Below are 26085 nucleotides of genomic sequence, written 5' to 3'. Positions count from 1 at the left end.
TCCTATTTCCGTGCACACCCTAGTCTAATTACTCGTATTTTGGTAGCCAGTCACCATGGGCTTCAATTAAGTCGTCACACATAGAAATAATGTCATCAATGGATAGCTCTGAATTCGTATGTGGATCTAAAAGGGCTGCTTGGTAAATATGTTCTTTCTTACGAGTAATGGCTGCCTCAATTGTGAGAAGTTGTGTATTGATATTTGTTCGATTCAAAGCTGCTAGTTGTTCAGGAATTTCACCGATATAGCCTGGAATAATTCCGTTTCGATCAACCATACATGGAACTTCGACACAGGCTTTTGTAGGTAGATTAGAAATTAATCCTCCAGTATTAAGTACATTCCCTCCAAATTTAAAAGGAACATTGGTTTCCATTGCCTCAATAATACGGGATCCATATTCAAGACTTCGTTCGTGTGATAATTGCGTGTTTCCGATTAAATCTTCACGCATTTGCTCCCAATCGCTAATTTGCTTTTTACAACGGCGAGGATACTCATCTAGAGGAATATTAAATTTTTCGATAAGTTCCGGGTAACGACTTTTTATAAAGTAAGGGTGGTACTCTGCGTTATGCTCGGAAGATTCAGTAACATAGTATCCAAACTTGTCCATTAATTCAAAACGAACCATATCGTGATGCGTTGTATTCTGTTTTTCTTTTGCGCGTTTCTTTATTTCAGGGTAGAGGTCTTGACCATCCTTCTTAATTTCTAAGAGCCAAGCCATATGGTTGATTCCAGCTATTTTTTCTTCTATACCCGTTGGATCCATATCTAAGGATCTTAAAAGATGATCTGTACAAATTTGAACACTATGACAGAGGCCGACTGTTTTAATATTTGTATAACGAAGCATAGCGCCGGTTAATGCTGCCATAGGATTAGTGTAATTTAACAGTAATGCATTAGGACAAACCTCTTCCATATCCCGGGCAAAGCTGAACATTACTGGAATAGTACGTAGGCTTCTGAAAATCCCACCAATCCCTATTGTATCTGCAATGGTTTGACGTAAGCCGTACTTTTTAGGGATTTCAAAGTCAATGACTGTACTTGGCTTGTAGCCACCTATCTGAACAGCATTAATAACATATTTTGCTCCACGTAATGCCTCTTTCCGGTTTAAATAGGATTTAATCGTGATGGATTGATTGTATTTACGACTTAAATTTTGCAACATTTGTTCAGAGTCTTTTAATCTAGTTTCATCAATATCGTGTAAGGCAAATTCAAATCCGTTAAGTGCAGGGATAAACATGCAATCACCGAGAACGTTTTTTGCGAAAATCGTACTGCCTGCACCAATAAAAGTAATTTTGGACATGGCCTAGCCTCCTATAAAGGTAATTTATTGTTATAGTGAACATATTGAAATATGCTATGATTTAATAATAAAATGGGTAAAAACAAACTACAATGGTAATATAATGCGAAAGGATGGTAATATATTGTCTTGTGAAACTGAGGTAAAATATGAAACGATAGCATTCCGTACACAGGATAAAACAGTCGAACAAGTAGTGAACATTTATGTCGTAGGAATGGATAAAGTCACATCAAGAAGCTATTCGTGGGATGGAGTTACGAGAAAGGAAAAAGATATCTATATTTTTCAATACACGTTATCTGGTGAGGGAGCACTCACCATCGACGGAGAAACGTATTATGTAAAAAAAGGTCAGGCCTTTATGGTAAAGGTCCCGAGTGAGCACATTTATTATTTACCAGAGCAAAGCGTTGAATGGGAGTTCATTTTCTTAACCTTACAGGGGGAGGCTGCAGCAACCTGCTGGGAAAACATGACTCGGCAGTATGGAAACCTCTTTCAAATTCCGATTGAGTCTGACCTAATGAAACACGTATTTGAAATCTATAAGCAGGCTTATGAACATAATCTTCATGACCCATATTACTCATCATCACAAGCCTATATGTTTCTAATGCTTTGTTATCGTCATTTTAAACAATACAAGCCTAATGATCATTTACCAGATTCAATTATGCGTGCGACACATTTTATTCAGTTACATTACCAGAATTATGTAACAGTCGATGATATCGCCGTAGCCTCAGGCTTGTCGAAATATTATTTAATTAAACGTTTTCGAGAAACAATGAATATGACACCGAACCAATATTTAACAAAAGTAAGACTGGAGCATGCGGTTCATTTACTTAAACAAACAAATTTCACAATAAAAGAGATTGCAATAAAGGTAGGCTACTCGAATGATAATTACTTTAATAAGGTTTTTAAAAAGGTCGTTGGAATATCCCCGGGTGAATTTCGCCAAAACAAGCAGTCTATACCGTTTAATCGTTTAGTCATTCAATAGTGCAAAAAGTGGTACAAAACGACATTTTATGACATAGTTTATCAAAAAAATATAAATTTAGATATCAATGATGTTGCGGATATGGTAAAATCGTTCTATGAGGTTTTGGGAAAAAAGACATACTTTGAAAAAGGCAAACTCATCGAAAGGTGGGGACGCAAAGCTACAGACCTAAAGGGGGAACCTATGGTGGCTGAGTTACCAAAGGGATAATCTAGTAGATGGGTTATCTCCTATTGGGGGATAGCTCTTTTTGTTTTTTAAATAATTGTATTTAAAAATACGAGAGGGATTACTATGCCATTATTTAAACAAAGGACCATACATTTTATAGCAGGTTACGCCTTGTTGTTCTACTTATGGATTATCCTATTTCAAGGAAATGAACAACTGCTTATGTGGGGAACAAGTCTATTTTCAATAATAGGTGGTAGCGTTAGTTGTGTTTGGTTAGTTAGTGCGTATCGAGAAATGTCAACTAAACTACGAGTTTTTTGGTTTCCGATAATAGTAGGTGTGTTTTGTTTTTTTATCGCAATTTGTATCACGCTTGACTATCAAGTAATAGTAGGTACAGAACGTCCGTATCCAAGTGTAGCCGACTTTCTTTGGCTAGCTGCCAATTGTTTGTTTCTAGCCGCATTAATTTATAAAGTGAAACTCGTAAGTCATTCGGTTTCTTTTGTACCGTTTTTATATAATATTTTTATTTTTATGACTGTTTCAATAACAGTAAGTGCGCACTATTTAATTAAACCATTATTACAGAAATCGTCAGGGTCCATGATTATTACGATAATAACTTTGGCTTATCCGATTATAAATCTTGGCATTTTATTTACTGCAATTAGTTTATATTATCTTGCTCAGTATAGTGAGCAGAAAACAAGATTGCTATTTATAGTTGTAAGTTTCCTTTTACAAATTATTGCGGATTCGGTGTATGTAATTTTAACCTTACATGACAAGTACGCTATAGGAAGCCTGATTGACCCGTTATGGACAATTGTACTATTGCTAATTGGGCAAGCTAGTCTATTAAGTAAGGATAATTTTAACTATGCAACGAAGCGGAAAGAACCGTTTAGAAGTAGTTATATTTTTTTTCCTTATATTATGGTTCTTTTACTATTACTAGTAGTGTTTTTTAGTTCCATTACAGAATTAAACATTCTTAGTATAGGAATAAGTTTGACTATCCTTTTACTAATTGTTCGTCAAATAACTATAATGAAAATGAATATGAAGTTAGTAAATGAATATAAATATTTAGCGTATCGAGATCCATTAACTGGGTTAAATAACCGTACGAAGTTTAAAGAGGACTTACGAGATATTATTGCTGGGGTTAAGAATAAGGATGAAAACATTGCTCTTATCCTCATAGATTTAGATCGGTTTAAGAATATTAATGATACGATGGGCCATTATTTCGGGGATCTGCTACTCAAAGCCTTTTCGGAACGGTTACTCTCCCATGTTCATAATAAAGAGCTGTTGTACCGAATAGGTGGCGATGAGTTTATCATTATTTTACCTGGTATGACGGAGAAGACGTGTAATTTGGAAGCACAAAAGATGCTCGATGAACTAACAAAATCATTGAACATTCAATGTCATGAAATTGTAGTAACCCCTAGTATAGGCATAAGTATTTATCCTGAAAATGGTGATAACATTGATACTTTACTGAAAAATGCTGATACGGCGATGTACTTAGCTAAAGATAGAGGGAAAAATAATTTTCAATTTTATAACTCAGAATTAAATGCAAAGGCAACTCGGAAGATGAACATAGAAATTGCCCTTAGACGAGCAATTTTAAATGAAGAGTTAAGCTTATTCTATCAACCGAAAGTTGATCTGTTTTCAAGGGGAATTGTTGGGATGGAGGCATTGATAAGATGGAACCATCCTGAAATGGGGGCAATTTCACCAATAGAATTTATTCCTGTTGCTGAAGAAACAGGACAAATTATTTCAATTGGAAAATGGGTGTTAGAGACAGCCTGTAAACAAAATAAAAAATGGCAAGAAGCATCAGAACAGCCATTGACCGTCTCTGTAAATGTCTCAGTTCGCCAGTTTGAACATAGTAAATTTGTTGAAACGGTTAAAGATGTACTTAAGGAAACCCAGCTAGAACCTGCTTATCTTGAGCTTGAAATTACCGAAAGTGTCATGCAAAATTTTAGTGAATCGATCGAAATAATCAGACAGCTAAGGGCGATAGGTGTAAAAATATCAATTGATGATTTTGGAACAGGGTATTCATCATTATCAGTACTGAAACGTTTACCAATTGACACCATTAAAATAGACAAGTCTTTTATTGACGATATTATGGAGCCGATGAACCAGTCAATCGTGAAAACAATCATTGATATCGGCTTAAATTTGAATTTAAATGTTGTAGCAGAAGGAATTGAGCATGTTCACCAAATTGAGGTGTTAACGAAAAACAGCTGTCACTTTGGGCAAGGTTACCTTTTCGCAAAGCCGGTACATCCTGATGAGTTTAAACAGCTGTTAATGATAAAAAATGAAGCACTAAGATAGATATCTACGTTTGGATTGAAGACTACAGATGCAATTGGGAAAGGGACTTTGGGACAGTCCCTTTCTTTTTTTTTGAAACAAAATGAATGAATACGGATTATTCATACAAAATTTAGAATAATTAGATTATAATAGAATGAATTCCCTTTCATTTTTGAGGTAGCTGTATGAATACCTATGGGATATAAAAACAAAAAGGTGGGAGTTCATGTCACAAAAAAAACAGGCAATTCAATTAGAATACTTAGATAGGGGATTAATCGCCATCGGAACGTCAGAGGGCGTTTTTTTGAGCTGGAGGTTGCTGGCAAATGAAGTAACGGGACATTCCGAAAAAGGATTAGTTGGAAGACATTTTCATGTATACCGAAACGATACGTTGATTGCGACCGTCAATGATAGTACAAATTATCAGGATCGTGAGGGCTCAGCTGTATCAGAATATTATGTATGTGCTGTCTTAAATGGACACGAAGTCGATAAGAGCTCGATTGTAAAACCGTGGGAGAATGCTTATTATGATCTTCCATTGCAGAAGCCTGCTGATGGGGTCACGCCTACAGGAGAAACGTATACGTACTCAGCAAATGATATGAGCGTTGGTGATATTGATGGTGATGGACAATATGAGTTTTTTGTTAAGTGGGACCCGTCTAATTCAAAGGATGTTTCTCAAAAAGGCTATACAGGCAATGTCTATATTGACTGTTATAAACTTGATGGCACATTACTTTATCGAATTGATTTAGGTGTTAATATCCGAGCGGGAGCACATTATACACAATTTATGGTTTATGACTTTGATGGGGATGGGAAAGCAGAGTTAATGATGAAAACCGCACCAGGAACGAAAACCATCACCTACTCGAATCATAAGGAAGTTGTAGCGTATATTACAATGCCAAATGAGGATATTGATGCAGGTTATTGTCATGATGATGACTACCGAATGAGTTCGGAAGATTACTTCAACTATATTGTACGTCTTTTTGAGAATTGGCATAATCATCAGGAAGTAAGAACGAACCAGTGGCCAAGTTCACTTGAGGAGTGCTTTGGAATTAGTAAGAAATACAGTTATCCTTTATCGAAAAAGGATGCCGAACAATTAGCAGCCTATTTTATCGATGTTTATGCACCTAGTAGACATCAACGAAATAACCTTCGAGATTTTGAAGGCTTTATTTTAGAAGGCCCTGAATATTTAACGGTGTTTGAGGGGCAGAGTGGGCGAGAATTAGAAACGATTCATTATAAGCCAGGACGACATGATGATGGGTTAATGTGGGGCGATTATGCGATGCCAAGAATAGAACCCGGAAATCGTGTAGACCGGTTTTTAGCTGGTGTAGCGTACTTAGATGGGGAAAGGCCATATGCGATCTTTGCGCGCGGTTATTATACGAGAGCGACGATCGTTTCGTATAGTTGGGATGGATTTACCCTTAAAGAACATTGGTATGTAGATAGTGGTTGGACACCGATGCATAATCCATTTAACGATAACCCTCATCCTAGAAATGGGACGTCATCAGAATTCGGGTCAATTACGAATCAGGGAGCGCATTCGTTGAGTGTTGCGGATGTTGATGGTGATGGAAAGCAAGAAATTATTTATGGTTCAGCCACAATTGATCATGATGGGTCAGTTCTTTACAGTTCAGTGGACGTTATGCCTCCCCAAAGTGCTGCTCCTGGTACAATTGCTAAATTAGGACACGGAGATACGCTTCATGTTGCAAATGTCGATCCGGATAGACCGGGATTAGAAATATTTATGGTTCATGAAAATGGGAGATGGGCCCCATATGGGTATACATTACGTGATGCGGCTACTGGAGAAGTGTTGTATGGAGAGTACGCTGATAAAGATCGTGACCGTGGAATAGTAGGGGATGTCGATCCGGGACACAGAGGTCTAGAGACCTGGGCCAATGGATTCGGATTAAAGACAGCAAAAGGGGAACAAATTTCCATGGACGCTCCCGGTACAAACATGAACATTAAGTGGTCAGGTGATATGACGACTCAAATTGTTGAAGGCGCGATGGAGGAGACACCGATAATTCGTGATTGGAAGAAAGGGTGTCTACTAACAGCGACTGATACAAGAACGAATAATGGAACGAAAGGGAACCCTTGTTTAGTAGCCGATATTTTTGGCGATTGGAGAGAAGAGCTTCTTGTTCGAAAAAAGGACAGCTCGGCGATTCGGATTTATATGAACACAGAAATTACCGACCGAAAGCTTTATACATTAATGCATGACGCTCAATATCGAACAGGTATCGCTTGGCAAAATACAGTATATAATCAGCCTTCTTACCCAAGTTTTTACTTTGCATCTGATATTGATTGGAAAAACGTTCCGATACCAAGCTTTTGGACTCCATGTGTAAACAAAGAGTAAATGAATGCTAGGTAATAGCGAAACTATTGATTATAGAAATAATAACAGTCTTCGAGGTATCCGTTGAGGTTGATTTTTGACCTTTACGGATACCTTCTTTTATTAAATGTACATGGTTTATTCTTGATAATCCAATAATACTAGTAAGACGTTGGATGGGAGTTGAATATGAGTGCCAGAGTTACCGGAAATGGAAAATTATCGAAGGATTTTAAGTGAGCAACTCCTTGGAAAGACAGTGAGTAACGTATTAGTCACAAGAGAAAAGTCAATCAACCTTTCTGTTGAGCAATTTACGAATCTTCTTAAGGGCCGAACGATTATTGCTATTGAACGTCGTGGAAAATATCTTATTTTTCAGCTCGACTCAGGGAATAGTTTGTTATTACACCTTATGTTAGGTGGATTAATGTATATCGGAACCGAGCAGGATGTTCCGAAGCGCACGAAGCAGATTACACTATCTTTCGGTGAAAAACATTTATATTTCATTGGTTTACGTTTAGGGTATTTGCACCATTTATCTTCGGATCAATTGAGCGCGAGATTTAGTGAACTTGGACCAGAGCCACTTGAATCTCATTTTACAGCGGATGAGTTTCTAAAAATGGTGGAAAAAAAGAAAGGAATGCTCAAAACAATGCTAATAAATCAGAAATTTCTTGCTGGTATCGGAAATTTATATTCTGATGAAATTTGTTTTGATGCCAAACTTTTACCTAAGTCTCAAGTGAACGAGATAACGGTTCAAGATAAAATTCAGCTATTTCATAGTATTAAGCAAGTCTTACAACGTGGTCTTCAATACGGAGGCTATATTGAAATGCCTGTATATCAAAACGATCAGTTAACGGGAAGGTATAACGAGCATTGTTATGTATATGGCCGTGAAGGAGAGCCCTGTTTACGTTGTGGTACCATGATAAAGAAAGAAGAAATCTCCTCTCGAAAAAGCTTTTACTGTCCAGCATGTCAAAAATAAACTGGAGAAATGTCGAAAAAAGTAGAAAAATATCACTTGAGTAGTAGACCCCCTTATAGGTTTAAAGTAAAATGAAAATAGTCTTAGTTATAAGGGGAGTTGAATGATGCGGCTGCAATCTATGCAACAAAAAAAATTAATTTTAATAATCATGATTGTTGCTATTGTTTTTATCAGTACAATCGGAGTAAAGGTAATTAAAATTCTAAATGAATCAACGATGCCGGCTGAAGATGAGATACGTGTTGCTATTATTGCCTCAGATGGGATCTCGGATCAGAGCTGGGGAAGTCTTGCGTACAAAGGTCAACTGAAAATTGAGGAACAGTTTCCGGTAGAAGTTTTATTATATAGTGAGAAGAATACAGATGAACTGATAGAAGAAGCGGCACTAATGGCGATTGAAGAAGAGGCAAAGGTAATAATGGGGCATGGGCGTGAATTTTCAAATGTCTTTACCAAATTAGCTTCAGTGCACAAAGATGTACATTTTGTCACACTTCGTGGCACTTCGGATTATCCGAACCAATCTGTTTATACGTTTGAAGAAGAGACTGAACTTGAGTATTTTGCAGCTTTAGCAGCATCATTAAAAACAAAAAGCAATAAAATAGGGATTATTGATGCGTTTGAGGCAAGTGAAGGAATGTCTCATTTTGAAAAGGGAGTCCACCATTACAAGCCAGAAGTAATGTTATATTATAAAGTTGTTGGTAGTAGAGACAATGGAACAAAGGCAGTTGCTTTAGCAGAGAGCTTTATTCAAGATGGAGTAGATGTTATCTATACGAAAGGCAATGCCTATAATCGCTACGTAATTGATTTGGCTAAGCGCCATAATGTTTATGTTGTTGGCTTTTTAGATGACCAATCTTATTTAGCGGAAAATCTAGTTCTTACAAGTGTTATGAATGATATTTCACAAATCTATGTTGCGATTATGCGAGATTATTTTAGTGCAGAAGGATTGCCACAAGGCGAAGTGGTTTTAACGGAAAGTGATGGGGTGTATAAGCTGGCACCATTTGGACCAATGTTTTCCGAAAATGAAATGAATTTTATTCAGAATGAGATGGACAGGTATTATAAAGGTGAAAAACAATTTTAGACAAATAGGAGTTGGAGGATAATGAAGTTTATGAAAAATATGTCATTTCGTAATAAGATTTTAGCTGTCCTCCTTTTAACGACCGTTTTGTTAAGTAGTTTTTCGTTTATCCTTATTAAATCAATCGATGAAATAAAACAGGTAAGTAAAGAAATTGAAACCCGAAATATTCCCGAATTGATTTGGCTTTCTCACTGGGAGGAAGAATTAGCGATTAAGGAGCATTTAGTTAAAAGCTATATTGATAATGACTTTTGTTGTTACTTTATTGAATCGTATGAAACTTATAAAATAGAATCAAGCGATCAAATCGCTTTAGAGACTACGTACATTCCAATATCGTTAGAACAGATAAAAACTCAAATTGATCTATTAGACTTTATGATTACTAATAATGTACGTGGTTTAGTAGCGATTGGCGATAATATAGCAACGAAAAACTATTTGGAAGAGCAATATCTCCCGCAGTTAGAAAAGCTAAAGCAGGATTTAAATGAAAAACAGCAGTCCGTCTTTATATCATTAAATCGACACTCAAGTCATTTTTCTTCAATTATTACAGAATCGCTTTGGCTACTATTATTGTTAACGAGTGCTGCTCTTATTCTATCTTTTATATCAGCTTACCGGATAAGTGTAAGCTTAACGAAGCCAGTGGAACGGATGGTAGAGAAAGTAAACCGGATTGCACAAGGGGAGTATGGATTAACGATAGCTGGAGCTGAGCAAATTGAGTTACAGCAATTAACAAACTCAATTAATCAGATGTCTGCTGAATTGAAAGAATCGTTTCATACTATTATGAATGATAAAGTTTATCGTGAACAAATATTAAATTCTTTACCAGTAGGGATTATCACATTTGATGAGAAGACCGACGAAGTGTCATTAAATCAGTTCGCAAAGCATATATTGGGATCCTGTGAAAAAATGGTGTTAAACCCAACGAATGCGACAAAGAATAGTAGTTTTTGGGGGCTATTAGCTTCAAACGAAATTATTCATAATATTAAGGTTATATATCAATCGAATGAGGGGATGCATTCTCTATTAGTCTCGCAAACAAAGCTGTTGGATGAGGGAAACGAGATTATCGGTCGGATTTTTTACTTTATTGATATTACCGAAACGGAAGAGCTTGAGAAGAGAATGCATCATTCGGAAAAATTAGCGTATGTAGGGGAATTAGCTGCAGGTGCAGCCCATGAGATTCGAAACCCATTAGCTGTCATTGATGGATTTTTTACCATTATGAATCAGGCCTTATCTGAACCTGAGAAAAAGCAATTTCATTTTCCGTTACTCATGATGGAGCTTAAGAGAATTAATTCGATCGTTGAGGAAATGCTCCTACTAACGAAACCGAGTGCACCAAACGTAAAAATTGTTTATTTAGAAGGCATTATCAACGAAATCCTACCTTTAATACAACAATCTACGGGGAATGAAGAGATTAATTTCAATGTGAACGTTGAACGTGAGCTGTTAACGTTAGACGATAAGCAAATGAAACAGGTTTTCTATAATTTAATACGAAATAGTGTAGATGCAATGGAAGGCAAGGGGGAAATCTCCATCTATTCTAAGACAGAGTCGGATTATTATACCGTATTTATTAAAGATAGTGGTAAAGGGATTCCTTCTGACCTTCAAGCGGCTATTTTTGATCCTTTTTTAACGTCAAAGGAAAACGGGACAGGCCTAGGGTTGACTATTGTCCAAAGGATAATGGACAACCATAATGGTTATATAGAACTCTACTCCTCAACAAAGGCAGGAACTACATTTAAGTTAGCATTACCAAGAACGAAGGAATAATCACTAGGCGCTAGGTGAGGCCACCGAAAAACTACTTCTTGTAACTCAAAGAAGGAGTAATGGCTCCACACGTTGCTCGCCTGCTATGAGAAACCCACTCATAGCAGGCTTTTAAAAAGATGGCAACGGCTCCGCACATTGCTTAGAGGGCATTGAAAAAGGGAAACCCACCCTTTTTCAGTACCCTCCGTAAGGCTGTTAAAAATAGTTGTTTAAAAGGGATGAGGCTACCGATGGGAAATCGGTTGGCCTCTTTCTTTTTACTAGAACTTAACACACTATTGAAATACCGAACATACTCTATTAATATTATTAAACTAAAATTAAGTAGAGAAAGCCATTAAATCAATGGAGGGATAGAAATGAAAATAGTTCTTATAGGAGATTTGCATTACCCATCGTTTAATGAGGAAATTCCAGGCTTAGTTGAGGCGCGTGCAGCTTTTTATGGGAAATTTATTGAAAGATTTTTAGAAGTAGATGCAGATGCTCATGTCTCTTTAGGTGATTTAACAAATTTTGGCTATTTAGAAGAGTTAAACGGTATTTATACTATTTTAAACCGAAGGGATCGTAATTTTATTCATGTATTAGGAAATCATGATCTTTACGCTCAACCAAGGAATGAAGTGTTAAAAATAACAGGACAAAAACGTTATCATTCTATACATACAACTGAGGCTATATTTGCTTTTTTAGATACGGCAAAAGAAATGGATTATGAAGATTGGGGAGGATGGCTAGATGAAGAGCAATTAGCTTGGTTCGAACATGTTGTTGAGGATTCTGGAACTAAACCATTACTTGTCTTTGCTCATCACCCTGTTCATAACACTACAAAGCGGTCAGATCGTGAAAAAGGTTCGATTCATCCGAGTATTGATATGTGGAAAATTCTAAATCAAAAGAAGGGAGTAGGTGTGTACTTTAACGGTCATACCCATATTGATTCAATTGAAAGGAAGAACAATTGGACATTTGTGCAATTGTCTGCTTGTTTAGATCAGCATGCGTTAAGAGTGGTCGAGGTTAATCAAAATGAAATCAACATTTCCGCTAAAGACATTTTAGACAAAGAAATCGTAGAAAATGCTTCTCTCGTATATGAAAACATGGAACATTTCACTCATCAAACGGATGTGAGAGGGGAAGACTCTGACCGTGAATGTAAAATCTCACTATTATCGGTTACACGTTAATGGATGATAGGTGCTTGAAAAGAGCAGTTTTGAAATGCCTTTAAGAAGGAGGAAGCATCTTTGACGATAGAAGCTAATCGATTTCTAGTTAGATTAAAAGAGTGTAAAAAGATAGCAGCTGTAAAAAAGCCAAAGCAGCTAGAGCTAGCAGTTAAGTACAAAGATAGACTTAGTGGTGTTTTTATTTTGACAGGCAATATTAATTTGATTAAAAAGTATGTAGAACTGTTAAGGAAAGAAGGACTTCCAACCTTTGTCCACATTGAGAAAATAAAAGGTTTGAGCAATGATAAGGATGGGCTTGATTATATAGAAAGTTTTGTTAAGCCGACAGGTATTGTCACTACGAAGCCTAGTTTGATTGCTGCTGCGAAAAAGAGAAAATTATTAACGGTGCAACGAATTTTCATGATTGATACCGAAATTATTGAAAATTTACCAGAGTTACTTGAGAAAAATCGGCCTGATATTATTGAAATTATGCCTGCACGTATACCAGAGATTATTCAAGAGATCAAAGAATATACTGACAATATACCTCTTATTACAGGTGGTTTACTAACCGAGAAGCAGCATGCGATAAAAGCTATTGAGCATGGGGCGGTTGCTGTCTCTACCTCTAATGTTCAAGTGTGGAAAATGGATTTAACGCGGGAGTTACAGTTTCTATAATAGGATAGGCTGTATGCCTATCATTTACATTATTACAAAAATAGAAAGAAGTTTATGTTAGATTTATCGTTAGTTAATATTCAATTAATAATTGTAGATTATAGTGTAGATGAAAAGTAAATAAAGAATAATAGGTGAAATAAGAGAGACCTCATTAATAAGAATGAATTTTTTCATTCTATTTTTGGGGTCTCTTTTGTTTTAGGAGGTGAGGGGTTATTTCAAGTAACAATTATCTGCAAAGAGCAATTGAAAGTATTAAATGAATTTACTTAAAAAGGAGTAGTTAAAAATGAAAAAACATCTATTTGTAATGCTTGCAGTTATGTTAATTTTTTTAGTTGGATGCAATCAGTCATCTGGAGGAACATCAGGCTCGAACAATAATGAGCTAACTACTGATAATGAGTCTGAAGCGGGGACTAATAATAATAACGAAAAAATTGAAATCACGTATTGGTATGCATGGGGAGATAAAATCGGTGAAAACAACGAGAACCTTGTAAAAATGTTTAATGAATCTCAAGATAAAATTCATGTCACCGCAGAATATCAAGGTTCTTACGATGATCTGCATGCAAAAACACAAGCAGCCTTTGCTGCAGGCAATGCGCCTGAAGTAACACAAAATGAAATTGCCTCTGTAGCAATATTTGCAAATTCAGGAATGACTGAAGATTTAACACCTTTTGTTGAGAGAGATGATATTAACCTTGATGATTTTATTCCTGGTCTTATGGGGAACTCCTATGTGAATGATAAACTTTATGCTCTTCCTTATTTAAGAAGTACACCAATTCTCTATTTAAATTCGACATTACTTGAGGAAGCTGGATTAGATCCTGCTGGACCGAAAACATGGGAGGAGTTCGCAGAGTATGCAAAGGCCTTAACCGTTGAAGGGGAAAGAGTAGGAATGACAATGCCTATTAACATTTGGTTTTACGAGGCATTTGTTGCACAAAGTGGTGGTCAAATGATTTCAGAAGATGGACAAACAGTAGCCTTTAATTCAGAGGCTGGGGTAGCACCTGTAGAGTTTTGGAAACAGCTTGTAAACGAAGGTTTAATCAAAATTCCTACTGGAGACGAGGCGGGCGCTACAGCTAAACAGGATTTTGCAAACGGCCGTTCAGCAATGACGTTTAGTTCTACAGCAGATCTATCCTATTGGTTAGGGATGGCCGAGGAACAAGGATTTGAGTTAAACACGACGTTTATGCCAGCTAATAAAACATTTGGTGTACCAACAGGTGGATGTAATCTCGTGATGACGGCGGGGTTAGATCCAAAGAAGCAAGAAGCAGCTTGGGAATTTATTAAGTGGATGACAGCGAAAGAACAAACAATATATGCTAGTGAATTTACTGGATATTTGCCTAGTCGTACATCTGCCGTTAATAGCGATGAAATGCAAAAGCTTTATCAAGAGTATCCACAGTATGAGGTGGCGGTAGAGCAATTAGAGTATGCAAGACCTCGTCCGATGAAGGATGCTTATCCTGAAATCTCAAAATTTATACAAGATGAGATTACTCGCTCAATAATCAATGAAGATGTATCTCCTCAAGAAGCATTAAATACAGCGGCAGAAAAGGCAAACAAATTATTAAAGTGATAATAAAGCGGGGAAAGTCAACCTACTGGTCGACTTTCCCAAGCCTTAACGAAGGGGACTCAAAATGAACTGGATGAAGGAAATAAAGGTTGCGATATTTGATTTAGATGGCACGTTATATCAGGACTACTCTTTTCTTGAAAGGTACCTTACATATTTGTTCAAAGAAAGCCACTCTCATCAGGAGATTCAACAAATCATTTCGGAAGCTTACGACATTTTAGAAGGTAATCATGTTATCAAATTTGGACATTTTATTGATAAGAAGAGACAGATTTCCTTTCCTTATATAAATGATGGCGTAGCAGCAAACATTTACTCATGGGGAAAAAAAGAACAAATTATAGCAGAAATCCTGTCTCCATTTAACGATATTGAAGATGAAAATATGCTTTATCTCGGTGATCCTTGGGGGATAGCAGCTTTCTATATAGAAAAACACAATATTGATAAAAGAAAAGGAGTCGAAACCTTTAATAAAGTACGGAAGGAGATGTTATTATCCCCTTTCTCTATTCAGCGATACGAACTTTTATTTAAAGCTATTGAAGAAATGAATGTTGAAAAGAAAACGCTCATGACGAATACTCCGCTACCGTCAGCTTATGAATTTATCACGTATTTAGGCATTGAAAATCTTTTCAACGATTATGTATATGATGCAAAAAAGCCGATAGGAATTCAGCTTTATGTAGAAAGATTACTAGAGCAAGGCTATTTGGCAGAGCAAATTTTATCAATCGGTGATAATCCGTGGAATGATTTATATCCCGTACAACGTCTTGGGGGAAGGGGATGCTTAATATCTAAATATAAACACGCAAATCTAAGTACTAGACCAGACTTTACCGTTACCGGAATTGAACAGCTTACTGACTTTTTAACAGAGACGAAAGTGAAAATAAACAGCTAAACAGTTCTAACTGAATGAAGGAGGAATAAAAATGGCGCAAATTATATTGAAAGATGTGACCAAATCGTTCAATGAAGAAAAAGTTGTTAAAGGATTAAATTTAACAATTAAGGACGGCTCTTTTACTGTTTTAGTTGGACCATCTGGATGTGGAAAGTCTACGACGCTCCGAATGATTGCCGGCTTAGAAAAGCAAACGAGTGGCGATATTTGGATTGGTGATAAATGCGTCAATGAGGTGTCGCCAGGAAAACGAAATATTGCAATGGTTTTTCAAAACTATGCTCTATATCCTACGATGACGGTGAGAGAGAATATTGAATTTGGTCTAATAAATAAAAAAGTTCCAAAGGATGAAAGAAAAAAACTAATAAGCGAAATTTCCGAGATTGTAGGATTGACAGATTACTTAAACAAGAAGCCTCAATATCTTTCAGGAGGACAAAGACAACGTGTTGCCCTTGCCCGTGCCATGGTGAAAAAGCCTCAAGTTTTTATATTAGATGAGCCTTTATCTAACTTAGACGCTAAGCTACGAAATCAAATGAGAACGGAATTAATTGAACTGCATAAAAGGTTAGGCACTACTTTTGTATACGTCACTCATGATCAAGTAGAGGCTATGTCAATGGGAGACGAAATTGTCTTACTAAATAAAGGAGAAATACAGCAAGTTGCTAGCCCAATGAATATTTATCAAGACCCTAATAATGTGTTCACTGCAGAATTTATTGGAACACCTGCGATGAACATGTTGAACTATCAAGATATAAAAGTTTATTTACCGAATGTAAATCTTCAAGCGGGGTATCTCGGTTTTCGTCCAGAGTATGCTGAAATTAATCATAGTCAGGATGACCAGCTAACACTCCCAGGAGAAATCATTACTAGAGAAACACTTGGCTCTGAAATTATTTATAAAGTAAAAACAAGTGCAGGAACTATTCAGGTTAAAAGTTACTTAGCTTCGGTAGAAATGGACAATAAAGTGAATGTCTCGGTCTCTTTTGAACATTTATATTTCTTTGATAAGCAAGGGGAGCGAATGAGAAATGTGTCTATTGGTAAAAAGCCACTTGTACTAGAGGGGGTATAAGGTTTGCAGTCAATGAAAATCCGTCCGTACGTAATGATAGCACCAGCAGTCCTTATCTTTTCCCTGTTTTTTATTTACCCGATTTTTTACATGGTTTACTTAAGCGCATTTGATTGGAATTTTGTTAGTCCTACAAAGCACTTTGTTGGCTTGGACAATTTTCAAACATTATTATCTGAAAAAGAATTTATTGAGGTCGTCCGAAATTCTACAATGTATACGGTTTTAACGGTTTTTTTTACACTACTCATTTCGTTGTTTTTAGCACTATGGCTAAACAAGCAAGGTATCATTTATCGCTTTGTTCAAGGAGCCATTTTTAGTCCTCACATTATTTCGTTAGTATCAATCTCGATGCTCTGGATGTGGTTGATGGATTCAGATTACGGCCTATTAAACTGGTTTTTAACTTTGTTTGGAATAAGTAAGGTCGAATGGCTTACTCACCCTGACACTGCATTGATTTCGTTAGTCATTGTTGCTGTTTGGAAAGGGATAGGTTTTAATACGCTAGTGTTTATTGCAGGGCTACAAAGCATTCCAAAGGATATGTATGAAGCAGCTGAACTTGATGAAGCCAGTCCTTTACGGATTTTTTCAAAAATCACTTTACCAATGTTATCACCGACTTTATTTTTTCTAGCCGTGATTAGCATGATTGGATCGTTTCAAGTGTTCGATACAATTGCAATCATGACTCAAGGCGGGCCTATTAATTCTACCAATATGTTTGTCTATTACATTTATGAATATGGTTTCCGTTTTTTTAAAATTGGTTATGCTTCAGCAGCCGGGGTTATTTTACTTATTGTTATTAGTATATTAACCATCTTGTATTTTAGATTACTAGCAAGGCGTGTTCATTATCGTTAGGAGGGAGAACATGAGGGGCATATATAAGGTCGTTCAATTGCTTTTATTATTCATCCTTGTATGCATATTTGCAATGCCATTTGTTTGGATGCTCACAACGTCGTTAAAATCATTAGGTGAGACGATTATTTTCCCACCTATTTGGATACCTGATCAACTAAATTGGAGTAATTTCGCGAAAGCATGGAATTCGGGACCGTTTTTCCACTACTTTATCAACAGTGTCATTGTATCAATAGGGATTTTGTTGCTTCAGTTAAGTACGATTATCCCAGCAGCATACGCATTTGCACGCTATTCTTTTAAGGGTGACAAGCTTTTCTTTGGACTTACGATGATTACATTAATGATTCCTGCTCAACTTATTTTTTTACCAGTTTATTTGCAGATGAGTTCATGGGGGTTACTTGATACCCATTGGGCATTAATTCTACCTTTTGCGTCAAGTGCCTTCGGTATTTTCTTGTTAAGGCAATCATTTAAACAAGTACCAGAAGAGCTTCTAGAAGCAGCACGTCTCGATAATGCGAGTGAGTGGAAAATTATGTTTAAAATTATGGTTCCTATTGCAAAGCCTGTATTAGTTACATTTTGCTTGTTTAGCTTTATTACCCATTGGAATGATTACTTCTGGCCGCTTGTTATGACAACATCGGACGCTTCGAGAACATTACCAATAGGAATTACAAAGCTTCTTCAAGTGGAGGGGGGCGTTGCCTGGCATATCTTAATGGCCGGAAACATGATCTTGGTAATTCCAATATTAATTGTATTTTTCTTTGCGCAACGTCAAATTATTCGTGCCTTCGTTTATACCGGGGTAAAATAAACCAAAATAAAGGAGTCGATTCTATGATAATTGTTGCACATCGTGGCTGGTCGGGGAAAGCTCCGGAAAATACTCTAGCTGCTTTTAAACTGGCATTAGAAGAATCACAGATTCAAGAAGTTGAGCTTGATGTTCATCTGTCAAAGGATGGCATCCCTGTTGTAATTCATGATCATACACTTGCTAGAACGACAAATGGTTTTGGATTTGTTAAGGATTTTACGTTTGAAGAGCTATCCAAATTAGATGCGGGAAGTTGGTTTGATAGTAGCTATGCTGATGAGAAGATTCCATCCTTAGAGGAGACATTGCAATTATTTAAACATAGTGATTGTAAAGTCGTGATCGAATTAAAACAGCTTGCTAATTATTATAACGGTCTTGAAAAGGAAGTTGTTAACTTAATTCATCAATATGAAATGGATTCACAAGTGGTTGTTTCCTCGTTTGACCATGAAAGTGTTATGAAAATAAAGGAATATGACGCTGCAATTGATACTGGTCTAATTTTTTTAGGGAGGCCGACTCTTCTAGTAGAACAAATGAAATATACAGGAGCAAAAAGCCTTTCGATTCATTATGGATTTGTTACAAAAGAAATGGTTAATGTCATGCTCGATTATGATATAAATGTCGGTGTGTGGACGGTCGACGAGGAGGAAGTAATAAATAAGTTCGTTAAGTATCCAAAAGATTTTAGAATAACAACGAACCACCCAGATCGAGTGATAAAGGCATTACAAGTTGAAATGTAGATACTAAAAAATGAATAGATAAAATGGTTGTAGACAAGAAAACCTTTAATAACAAAACATTTGTTTTGTTTATTAAAGGTTTTCTATTTTTGTGAGGTGAGCTAAGTGCGTTTTAGAAATTACGATAATAACTGGGGCTCGTTACTAGTCTATATTGTAATATTGGTGTCGATGTCCGGCTTGGCCTTATATTTTCAGGACGATAGGAGTAAGGGAGAGCACGTTGTCTCAGCTGAACGTGAATGGGTAAAATCGAATACGTTTTTTGATACTCAGCATGATAGTGGTGTATTAAGTATTCGCTATTTTTATTTAGAGGCTGATGAGAAGTCTGGTGATGCCATTCTTATAAAAAGTCCGGAGGGAAAGACAATGATGATTGATACCGGAATGGTTGCAACTGGACAACAACTGAAGGAGTCTTTAGATAGGTTAAATATTAATCGGATTGACCTTGCTATCGCGACTCATCCACATCATGATCATATAGGTGGATATGAAACGCTTCTAAAGGAAAAAGAAGTCAGTGTTTTAATGATGCCGAACCTCACTCATTCAACGAATACGTATAAAAACTTTATAAACGTAATTGGAGAGGAGCAAATTAACGTTCGCTATCTTCATGCAGGAGATCAATTTTATTTAGGGGATGATATTACGGTTGAAGTTCTAAATCCAGGAGTAGAAGAGTTAGGCCCTAAAACAGATCGTACAACCGCGGAGATCAATAATTTAGCGCTCGTGTTAAAAGTTACATATAAGGAGCGAAGCTTTTTATTTACAAGTGATATTTATAAAAAACAAGAAAAGAAGCTAATAAAACTATATGGTAAGAGACTGAAAGCAGATTTCCTACATGCTCCCCATCATGGCGATAAAACTTCATCAACGAATAAATTTATAGCAACGGTTCAACCTGAATATACGGTAATAAGCTCAAACATCTTACAAAGCAAAAGAATTGTGGAACGCTATAAAAGAAACGGAAGTCAAGTGTTTTCAACAAGTTGGAATAGACATTTATTGATTCAATCAAATGGGGTTGACATTGAGGTTTATCCAGAATTAAGGCCGAAATAAGAACAGAAGAGAATGAAGGTGGTTTAAGCTAATTCATATTTGAAAATAGTTTCTGAATATGGATTACTTAAACCGGTATTTGGGTATTTATAATATTAAAGGTAAGAAAAGTTCAATATATGCTTTCGATACTAAATATGTTAAAATAATTGTAAGCGGTTACATTTGTGTGGGAGGGGGAATTAGATGTGTGGAGAGAGATAAATATTAAAGGCTCGATTTTTCGAAAAGAATCGTTGCTTTTGCTATTCCTTCTTAAAATTGCCCTTTATATGATGTCATCCGTTTATTATTACGAAAATGAAGAATTATTACTAAATAGTACTGAACAAGCTGTAATGAGTACTGAATTTTTTACTACTGATGATACAGAGAAATTAACGATTCGCTATTTTTATTTAGATGCGGCAGAAAAATCAGGAGATGCGATATTAATAAAAAGTCCTGACGGCAAAACGATGTTAATCGATGCAGGAATTGTAGAGACAGGTTCTAAATTGAGTGAATATTTAGATAATATGAATATTGATCAACTTGATTATGCAATTGCAACTCACCCACATCATGATCATATAGGGGGATATGACACCATTTTGAGGAACAAGGAAATAGGCAAGCTGATGATGCCGAATATTCGTCAGGTTACAAGTACGTACAAGAATTTTATACAAACAATTGAAGAGGAAATGATTGATGTTGCCTATGTCCATGCTGGTAATCAGTTTTATTTAGGTAGGCATGTTTTAGTTGAAGTGATTAGCCCAGAGAAAGAAGATTTGCAAAAAGCGTCAGCGAAAAAGGAACTATCGACGGCCGAGATAAATGATTTATCTTTAGTGTTAAAGGTAACCTATCATAATCGAACCTTCCTATTTACGGGTGATATTTATAAAAAGCAGGAAAAGAAGCTTGTACAAGAAAAAAAGGCTGCATTGGCAGCGGACTTTTTGGATGCTCCTCATCACGGTGATAAAACATCATCTTCACAAGAATTTATTCATGCCGTTCATCCACAAATAACAGTGATGAGTGCAAATATTTTACAAAGTAGAACGGTCTATAATCGCTATAAAAAAAGTGGAAGCGATGTGTATTCAACAAGTAAGAATAAGCATATTCTGATTGAATCTGATGGAGAAAGCATTAAGGTATCCCCTGAATATGTGACAGCGTTGAAGCGGTAACAGCATAAAAACACTCTAATCTACTTTCTTCTATGAAATGGACATTTAGACAACGTAGTCTGGTCATCTCGCAAAAAATATTGCTTCCATTCGTAATTGTCCGTATTACCGTAACGGTTCAGGTCAGGGTGAGAGGCGATGATGTCGTAGCGAGCTAATCTTTTACGTATTTCTGATTGGATTTTGGAAGCAACATGAGTCGATTGGTGAAATTGCTCAAGCACCCATCTTGGTGTAATTGCAAATAAAAAGCTGCTGAATTGTCTACTTTTTCTTTTTTTATGTGCAGGTGTGGCACAATAAATAAAATATTGCTCACCTTGAAAACAAAATTCCCATAAAGGCTGATGAGGATCAGTGGGAATGTGTTCTGGCCACATAGACGTATCTGTTTCACTTACCTTCGTAAGAAAATCCCAAAAAAGTCGTTCGTATTGGCTATCTTTATAATCCTTTAACAAGGCTGGTGTTTCAAAGAATACGATAAGCGATGTAAACTTGCCGAATGTTCTCGAGTGCTTCGTATATTCACTCAATAATGTAGCAAAGGCTCTTACAGAGGATTCTTCACGAGGATCGTTAATAAACCCATAGCGAAAGTGTCCTAAAGAAAAGCCTTTAGTTGCAGGGATACAAGGAAAGGGACTCTCGGAACTTGTCATCTTGTTTGAAAATTCTTCTAAAGTATTTCTTTCCGAATTGGTCATATGGTCAAAGTCAAACGTTAATAATTCCATACTATGTCAACCTCCCACTTGAATATAGGGCACTGAAAAAGGGTGGGTTTCCCTTTTTTCAGTGTCCTTTAAGTAACGTGCGAAGCCATTACTTCTTCTTTGAGTTACTTAAGAAGGTTTTTCAGTGCTCTCCTTGAATAGCCTATTCTTAAAAGGGGAGGGAGGTGTATGTATATAGCATTAAACGTAAGAAAGGGGATGTGTGGAGTCGCTACATGTCTTACGATGAGTATCTTTCTCATCGTAAGGCGCGTAGCGAACGGAACTATTGCAGGCACTTCAGGCTTTTGAGGCAGCCTCTTTCTTTAAAGAAAGAGGTTACAGTTGTTCTATACTTAATATAAGGAAATCATGTTTATTCAAAGTAAACGAAGTTGATTCAGAGCTTGTCTCGATCGTTTCATTTGTCCAAAGGTTTGTAACAAGATGATGCTTTTCTACAAACGGCATTTGAATGGTTTCCTTATGATTAGAATGATTAATAAGGAAGATTAACTTGCGCTTACTTGATGTTTTTGAATAAATCAATTGGTTGGAATTCGTATTCTTTTCAAATTGGAATTCCCCACCGTTTCCGAACTCAGGAACTTCTTTTCGGAGGCGAAGTAGTTTTTTTACAAATACTAATAACTTCTCGTTCCACTTGCTCTCGTCCCAAATCATGCATTTTCGACAACCGGGATCTTGTCCACCTGTCATCCCAATTTCATCGCCATAATAAATGCAAGGTGTACCTAGAAAAGATAGTTGGAATAAAAAGAGTAGTCTCAACTTTTCTATACGTTCATTTGCGACTGTGAGTATTCGAGGGGTATCATGACTTCCTAGAAGGTTAAATGCTACCTCGTTTACATTTTTCGGATACGAATGTAAAACATGTGAAATAATATCTTGAAAGTCTGATGTTTCTATTGTTTCCTTTGCGAAAAAGTCTAGAACAGCAGTCGTAAATGGGTAATTCATCACAGAATCAAATTGATCTCCTTGTAACCAAGGCATAGAGTCATGCCATATTTCTCCTAAAATATAGAGGTCTGGTTTTAGTTTCTTTACTTCCTTTCTAAACTCACGCCAAAACTGATGGTCTACTTCATTTGCTACATCTAAGCGCCATCCATCAATGTTAAACTCTCTCACCCAATATCGACCAACTTCAAGCAAATATTCCTTTACTTCAGGGTGCTCTGTATTTAATTTCGGCATAAAAGGTGTGAACGCAAATGTATCATAGTTTGGCTTCGGCTCAGTTTTTAGTGGGAATTCATGAATGTGAAACCAGTCTTTATATTGTGAGTCCCTTCCTTTTTCTAGAACGTCCTGAAATGGCGGGAAATAGTAACCACTATGATTAAAGACAGCGTCTAACATCACTTTGATTCCCTTTTTGTGGCAAGCTTCAACTAAACGTTTAAACGTTTCCTTTGTGCCAAATTGCGGGTCAATTTCCATATAATCAATCGTATCGTATTTGTGATTTGATTCTGCTTTGAAAATCGGTGTGAAATAAATTCCAGAAATCCCGAGCTCCTTTAAATAATCTAGGTGCTTTAGTATCCCTTCGAAATCTCCTCCGAAAAAATTTGTTGGGGTAGGTTCTTGTTCGCCCCACTCTTGTGTATTGAGAGGGTTTAAACTTGAATCGCCATTCGCAAAGCGTTCAGGGAATATTTGGTACCATACTGTGTTTTTAACCCAATTAGGTGCAGAGAAAATATCTGCCTTATTAATAAATGGGAAACTAAAGTAATAACCAACATCATGTAAAGGTTTTTCAGTGAAAAATCCCTTTTCCGTATAATATAAGATCTCATCTCCACTTGTTGCTTTAAAGCCGTATCTTAACCGTTTATATCGAGGCTGAATCTCTACAAACCAATAATCAAATAAAGTATCCGAACCTGTCTTGAGCATCGGTGTTTCTGTTTCAACCCAAGTACCATCTATCCATTCAAATGGGTCACCATGGATTAGGACTGATTCATCAATATCGTTTCTTTTCGTACGAAAGCGAATATGAACTGTGTTTTCATCATATGCATAGGCAAAATTGTTTTTTGGACGGTGATAGAATGCTTCTTTTAACAAAGTGCCACCTTCTTTCACAGAATAGTCTTTCTAGCATAAACTAAGTATAGCACTTAATGCAATCGGTTGCATTAAGTTATTAAATTATGTATTATTTATGAGAAGAATAGATATTTAGATATAGGCCAACAATTAGGAGAGTGTTTGGGATGAAAAAGGCTTGGTGGAAAGAAGCGGTTGCATATCAAGTGTATCCACGTAGTTTTATGGATAGTAACGGCGATGGGATTGGCGATTTACAGGGAATGATTGAAAAGCTCGATTATATAAAGGATTTAGGGATTGATGTCATTTGGATTTGTCCGATGTATAAATCCCCTAATGATGATAACGGGTATGATATTTCTGATTACCAAGATATTATGGATGAATTTGGAACGATGGAAGATTTTGACCAACTTTTAGACGAAGTTCATAAGCAGGGTATGAAGCTCATTATTGATTTAGTTATTAATCACACATCTGATGAACATCCTTGGTTCATAGAATCGAAGTCTTCGAAAGACAATCCTAAGCGGGATTGGTATATTTGGAGAGACGCTAAGGGTGGGAAGGAGCCGAATAATTGGGAAAGTATTTTCTCGGGTTCTGCGTGGAAATTTGATCCAAGTACAAATCAATATTTTCTGCACATCTTTTCGGAGAGACAGCCTGATTTAAATTGGGAAAATAAAGACGTTCGATTTGCTCTTTATGACATGATTAACTGGTGGTTGGACAAAGGGATAGACGGATTTAGAGTCGATGCCATTAGTCATATCAAAAAAATAAAGGGACTTCCAGACTTACCAAACCCTAAAAAACTAGATTATGTTCCATCATTTGAAGGACATATGAATAGGGAAGGAATTCAGGAGTTTTTAACTGAGTTGAAGGAAGAAACCTTTTCAAAATATGACATTATGACTGTCGGCGAGGCAAATGGGGTTAAGATTGAACAAGCAGATGATTGGGTAAGTGAGGATAAAGGAAAATTCGATATGATTTTCCAATTTGAGCATTTAGGTCTGTGGGATAAAGGGAGTAATGGTGGTGTGGATTTAGACACACTTCGAACTACTTTAACAAAGTGGCAAAAAGGTCTAGAGAAGAAAAATGGCTGGAATGCATTGTTTTTAGAAAACCATGACCAACCGCGTAGTGTATCTACTTGGGGAAATGATAAAAAGTATCATGATGTTAGTGCAAAAAGCTTAGCAACGATGTACTTTTTAATGCAAGGAACACCATTTATCTATCAAGGTCAAGAGATAGGAATGACCAATGTTAAATTTGAATCAATTGATGAGTATAATGATGTCGGGATGATTAATTATTATAAAATAGAGACGGCAAAAGGAAGACCACATGAGAAAGTGATGAATGTAATTTGGCAAAATGGTCGAGATAATAGTCGCACGCCAATGCAATGGGATGATAGTGATTATGCTGGTTTTTCAACGGCAAAGCCTTGGATTGGTGTAAATCCAAACTATAAAAAAATAAATGTAAAACGACAGTTAACCGATTCTCACTCCATTTTAAACTATTATAAACAATTGATTAAGATTCGTAAAAACTACGAAGCTCTAGTTTATGGTCGTTATGATCTTGTCAATGAAACGCATCCACAGGTGTATGGTTATACAAGAACTCTTGGCAACGAACAAGTATTAATTGTTAGTAATCTATTTGCTGAGAATAGCACGTTTAAACTATCTTCTACTATAAAAACGAATTCGAGCAAATTGTTACTATCTAACTACGATGTTAAGGAGACACTAACGAATGAAATATCACTAAAACCTTATGAATCAAGGGTTTATTTACTGGAGAATAGCTAAAC

General features: G+C 36.4%; 21 protein-coding genes and 1 riboswitch. Of the genes, 18 read left to right on the top strand and 3 right to left on the bottom strand.

Annotation, left to right across the window (positions count from 1 at the left end; genetic code table 11):
- Window positions 1–28: 28 nt before the first annotated feature.
- The gene (gene melA, locus B1R93_RS07590) at window positions 29–1330 is read right to left on the bottom strand and encodes an alpha-glucosidase/alpha-galactosidase (protein WP_088103285.1); all 1302 of its coding nucleotides are present in this window, start codon (window positions 1328–1330) and stop codon (window positions 29–31) included.
- Window positions 1331–1454: 124 nt separating this feature from the next.
- Here melA and B1R93_RS07585 point away from each other — a divergent pair, with 124 nt between their 5' ends.
- The 16 genes from B1R93_RS07585 to B1R93_RS07510 all read left to right on the top strand — a co-directional run bounded on the left by B1R93_RS07585 (window position 1455) and on the right by B1R93_RS07510 (window position 21438).
- Window positions 1455–2342, top strand: coding sequence for an AraC family transcriptional regulator (locus B1R93_RS07585; RefSeq protein ID WP_165763753.1), 888 nt, complete (start codon window positions 1455–1457; stop codon window positions 2340–2342).
- A 122-nt stretch (window positions 2343–2464) separates the two neighbouring features.
- Window positions 2465–2548: riboswitch (cyclic di-GMP riboswitch) on the top strand.
- A 91-nt stretch (window positions 2549–2639) separates the two neighbouring features.
- Complete coding sequence (locus tag B1R93_RS07580) at window positions 2640–4901, top strand: EAL domain-containing protein (RefSeq protein WP_245308210.1); 2262 nt, start codon at window positions 2640–2642, stop codon at window positions 4899–4901.
- A 208-nt stretch (window positions 4902–5109) separates the two neighbouring features.
- The gene (locus tag B1R93_RS07575) at window positions 5110–7311 is read left to right on the top strand and encodes a rhamnogalacturonan lyase (RefSeq protein ID WP_165763752.1); all 2202 of its coding nucleotides are present in this window, start codon (window positions 5110–5112) and stop codon (window positions 7309–7311) included.
- Between the two features lie 172 nt (window positions 7312–7483).
- Window positions 7484–8293 carry a bifunctional DNA-formamidopyrimidine glycosylase/DNA-(apurinic or apyrimidinic site) lyase gene (gene mutM / locus B1R93_RS07570; protein ID WP_088103282.1) on the top strand — a complete coding sequence of 270 codons (810 nt, stop codon included), beginning with the start codon at window positions 7484–7486 and terminating at the stop codon, window positions 8291–8293.
- A 103-nt stretch (window positions 8294–8396) separates the two neighbouring features.
- On the top strand, window positions 8397–9401 hold the full coding sequence (locus B1R93_RS07565) for a BMP family ABC transporter substrate-binding protein (protein ID WP_245308209.1): 1005 nt from the start codon (window positions 8397–8399) through the stop codon (window positions 9399–9401).
- 21 nt (window positions 9402–9422) lie between these two features.
- Window positions 9423–11219: a sensor histidine kinase gene (locus B1R93_RS07560; protein WP_245308208.1), complete on the top strand. Its 1797-nt coding sequence runs from the start codon at window positions 9423–9425 to the stop codon at window positions 11217–11219.
- A gap of 362 nt (window positions 11220–11581) precedes the next feature.
- Window positions 11582–12418, top strand: coding sequence for a metallophosphoesterase family protein (locus B1R93_RS07555; protein WP_088103279.1), 837 nt, complete (start codon window positions 11582–11584; stop codon window positions 12416–12418).
- A 60-nt stretch (window positions 12419–12478) separates the two neighbouring features.
- Complete coding sequence (locus B1R93_RS07550; protein WP_088103278.1) at window positions 12479–13090, top strand: glycerol-3-phosphate responsive antiterminator; 612 nt, start codon at window positions 12479–12481, stop codon at window positions 13088–13090.
- Window positions 13091–13382: 292 nt separating this feature from the next.
- The gene (locus tag B1R93_RS07545) at window positions 13383–14708 is read left to right on the top strand and encodes an ABC transporter substrate-binding protein (protein WP_088103277.1); all 1326 of its coding nucleotides are present in this window, start codon (window positions 13383–13385) and stop codon (window positions 14706–14708) included.
- Between the two features lie 64 nt (window positions 14709–14772).
- A complete protein-coding gene (locus B1R93_RS07540) occupies window positions 14773–15621 on the top strand; it encodes an HAD family hydrolase (RefSeq protein ID WP_088103276.1) in 849 nt (282 codons plus the stop codon).
- A gap of 31 nt (window positions 15622–15652) precedes the next feature.
- Window positions 15653–16717, top strand: a complete 1065-nt coding sequence (locus tag B1R93_RS07535; protein WP_088103275.1) for an ABC transporter ATP-binding protein — start codon at window positions 15653–15655, stop codon at window positions 16715–16717.
- Window positions 16718–16729: 12 nt separating this feature from the next.
- Entirely contained in the window at window positions 16730–17590 is an 861-nt protein-coding gene (locus tag B1R93_RS07530) for a carbohydrate ABC transporter permease (protein ID WP_088103440.1), read from the top strand.
- A gap of 10 nt (window positions 17591–17600) precedes the next feature.
- Entirely contained in the window at window positions 17601–18419 is an 819-nt protein-coding gene (locus B1R93_RS07525) for a carbohydrate ABC transporter permease (protein ID WP_088103274.1), read from the top strand.
- Between the two features lie 23 nt (window positions 18420–18442).
- The gene (locus tag B1R93_RS07520; RefSeq protein WP_088103273.1) at window positions 18443–19174 is read left to right on the top strand and encodes a glycerophosphodiester phosphodiesterase; all 732 of its coding nucleotides are present in this window, start codon (window positions 18443–18445) and stop codon (window positions 19172–19174) included.
- Between the two features lie 105 nt (window positions 19175–19279).
- Window positions 19280–20254: a ComEC/Rec2 family competence protein gene (locus B1R93_RS07515; protein WP_088103272.1), complete on the top strand. Its 975-nt coding sequence runs from the start codon at window positions 19280–19282 to the stop codon at window positions 20252–20254.
- A gap of 188 nt (window positions 20255–20442) precedes the next feature.
- Entirely contained in the window at window positions 20443–21438 is a 996-nt protein-coding gene (locus B1R93_RS07510; RefSeq protein WP_088103271.1) for a ComEC/Rec2 family competence protein, read from the top strand.
- A gap of 20 nt (window positions 21439–21458) precedes the next feature.
- Here B1R93_RS07510 and B1R93_RS07505 read toward each other — a convergent pair whose 3' ends face one another.
- Window positions 21459–22175: a YqcI/YcgG family protein gene (locus B1R93_RS07505; protein WP_088103270.1), complete on the bottom strand. Its 717-nt coding sequence runs from the start codon at window positions 22173–22175 to the stop codon at window positions 21459–21461.
- Window positions 22176–22343: 168 nt separating this feature from the next.
- Here B1R93_RS07505 and B1R93_RS23635 point away from each other — a divergent pair, with 168 nt between their 5' ends.
- The gene (locus B1R93_RS23635; RefSeq protein ID WP_280949462.1) at window positions 22344–22466 is read left to right on the top strand and encodes a hypothetical protein; all 123 of its coding nucleotides are present in this window, start codon (window positions 22344–22346) and stop codon (window positions 22464–22466) included.
- Window positions 22467–22493: 27 nt separating this feature from the next.
- Here the strand turns inward: B1R93_RS23635 and B1R93_RS07500 are convergent, their stop codons facing one another.
- Window positions 22494–24260: a glycoside hydrolase family 13 protein gene (locus tag B1R93_RS07500; protein WP_088103269.1), complete on the bottom strand. Its 1767-nt coding sequence runs from the start codon at window positions 24258–24260 to the stop codon at window positions 22494–22496.
- A 149-nt stretch (window positions 24261–24409) separates the two neighbouring features.
- Here B1R93_RS07500 and B1R93_RS07495 point away from each other — a divergent pair, with 149 nt between their 5' ends.
- The gene (locus B1R93_RS07495) at window positions 24410–26083 is read left to right on the top strand and encodes a glycoside hydrolase family 13 protein (RefSeq protein ID WP_088103268.1); all 1674 of its coding nucleotides are present in this window, start codon (window positions 24410–24412) and stop codon (window positions 26081–26083) included.
- Window positions 26084–26085: the final 2 nt, after the last annotated feature.

This window comes from Halalkalibacter urbisdiaboli (genome assembly GCF_002156385.1).
Classification (GTDB): domain Bacteria; phylum Bacillota; class Bacilli; order Bacillales; family Bacillaceae_D; genus Halalkalibacter_A; species Halalkalibacter_A urbisdiaboli.
The sequence above is the reverse complement of the archived record's forward strand: the minus strand, read 5'-3'. Positions and strand labels throughout refer to the sequence as shown.

Bases quoted from the DNA above. Each gene is read 5' to 3' on its own strand.
- B1R93_RS07520 (WP_088103273.1), top strand. From the start codon at position 18,443: ATGATAATTGTTGCACATCGTGGCTGGTCGGGGAAAGCTCCGGAAAAT.
- B1R93_RS07565 (WP_245308209.1), top strand. From the start codon at position 8,397: ATGATGCGGCTGCAATCTATGCAACAAAAAAAATTAATTTTAATAATC.
- B1R93_RS23635 (WP_280949462.1), top strand. From the start codon at position 22,344: ATGTATATAGCATTAAACGTAAGAAAGGGGATGTGTGGAGTCGCTACA.
- B1R93_RS07545 (WP_088103277.1), top strand. From the start codon at position 13,383: ATGAAAAAACATCTATTTGTAATGCTTGCAGTTATGTTAATTTTTTTA.
- B1R93_RS07540 (WP_088103276.1), top strand. From the start codon at position 14,773: ATGAACTGGATGAAGGAAATAAAGGTTGCGATATTTGATTTAGATGGC.
- B1R93_RS07560 (WP_245308208.1), top strand. From the start codon at position 9,423: ATGAAGTTTATGAAAAATATGTCATTTCGTAATAAGATTTTAGCTGTC.
- B1R93_RS07555 (WP_088103279.1), top strand. From the start codon at position 11,582: ATGAAAATAGTTCTTATAGGAGATTTGCATTACCCATCGTTTAATGAG.
- melA (WP_088103285.1), bottom strand. From the start codon at position 1,330: ATGTCCAAAATTACTTTTATTGGTGCAGGCAGTACGATTTTCGCAAAA.
- B1R93_RS07535 (WP_088103275.1), top strand. From the start codon at position 15,653: ATGGCGCAAATTATATTGAAAGATGTGACCAAATCGTTCAATGAAGAA.
- B1R93_RS07505 (WP_088103270.1), bottom strand. From the start codon at position 22,175: ATGGAATTATTAACGTTTGACTTTGACCATATGACCAATTCGGAAAGA.
- B1R93_RS07575 (WP_165763752.1), top strand. From the start codon at position 5,110: ATGTCACAAAAAAAACAGGCAATTCAATTAGAATACTTAGATAGGGGA.
- B1R93_RS07495 (WP_088103268.1), top strand. From the start codon at position 24,410: ATGAAAAAGGCTTGGTGGAAAGAAGCGGTTGCATATCAAGTGTATCCA.
- B1R93_RS07530 (WP_088103440.1), top strand. From the start codon at position 16,730: ATGAAAATCCGTCCGTACGTAATGATAGCACCAGCAGTCCTTATCTTT.
- B1R93_RS07580 (WP_245308210.1), top strand. From the start codon at position 2,640: ATGCCATTATTTAAACAAAGGACCATACATTTTATAGCAGGTTACGCC.
- B1R93_RS07525 (WP_088103274.1), top strand. From the start codon at position 17,601: ATGAGGGGCATATATAAGGTCGTTCAATTGCTTTTATTATTCATCCTT.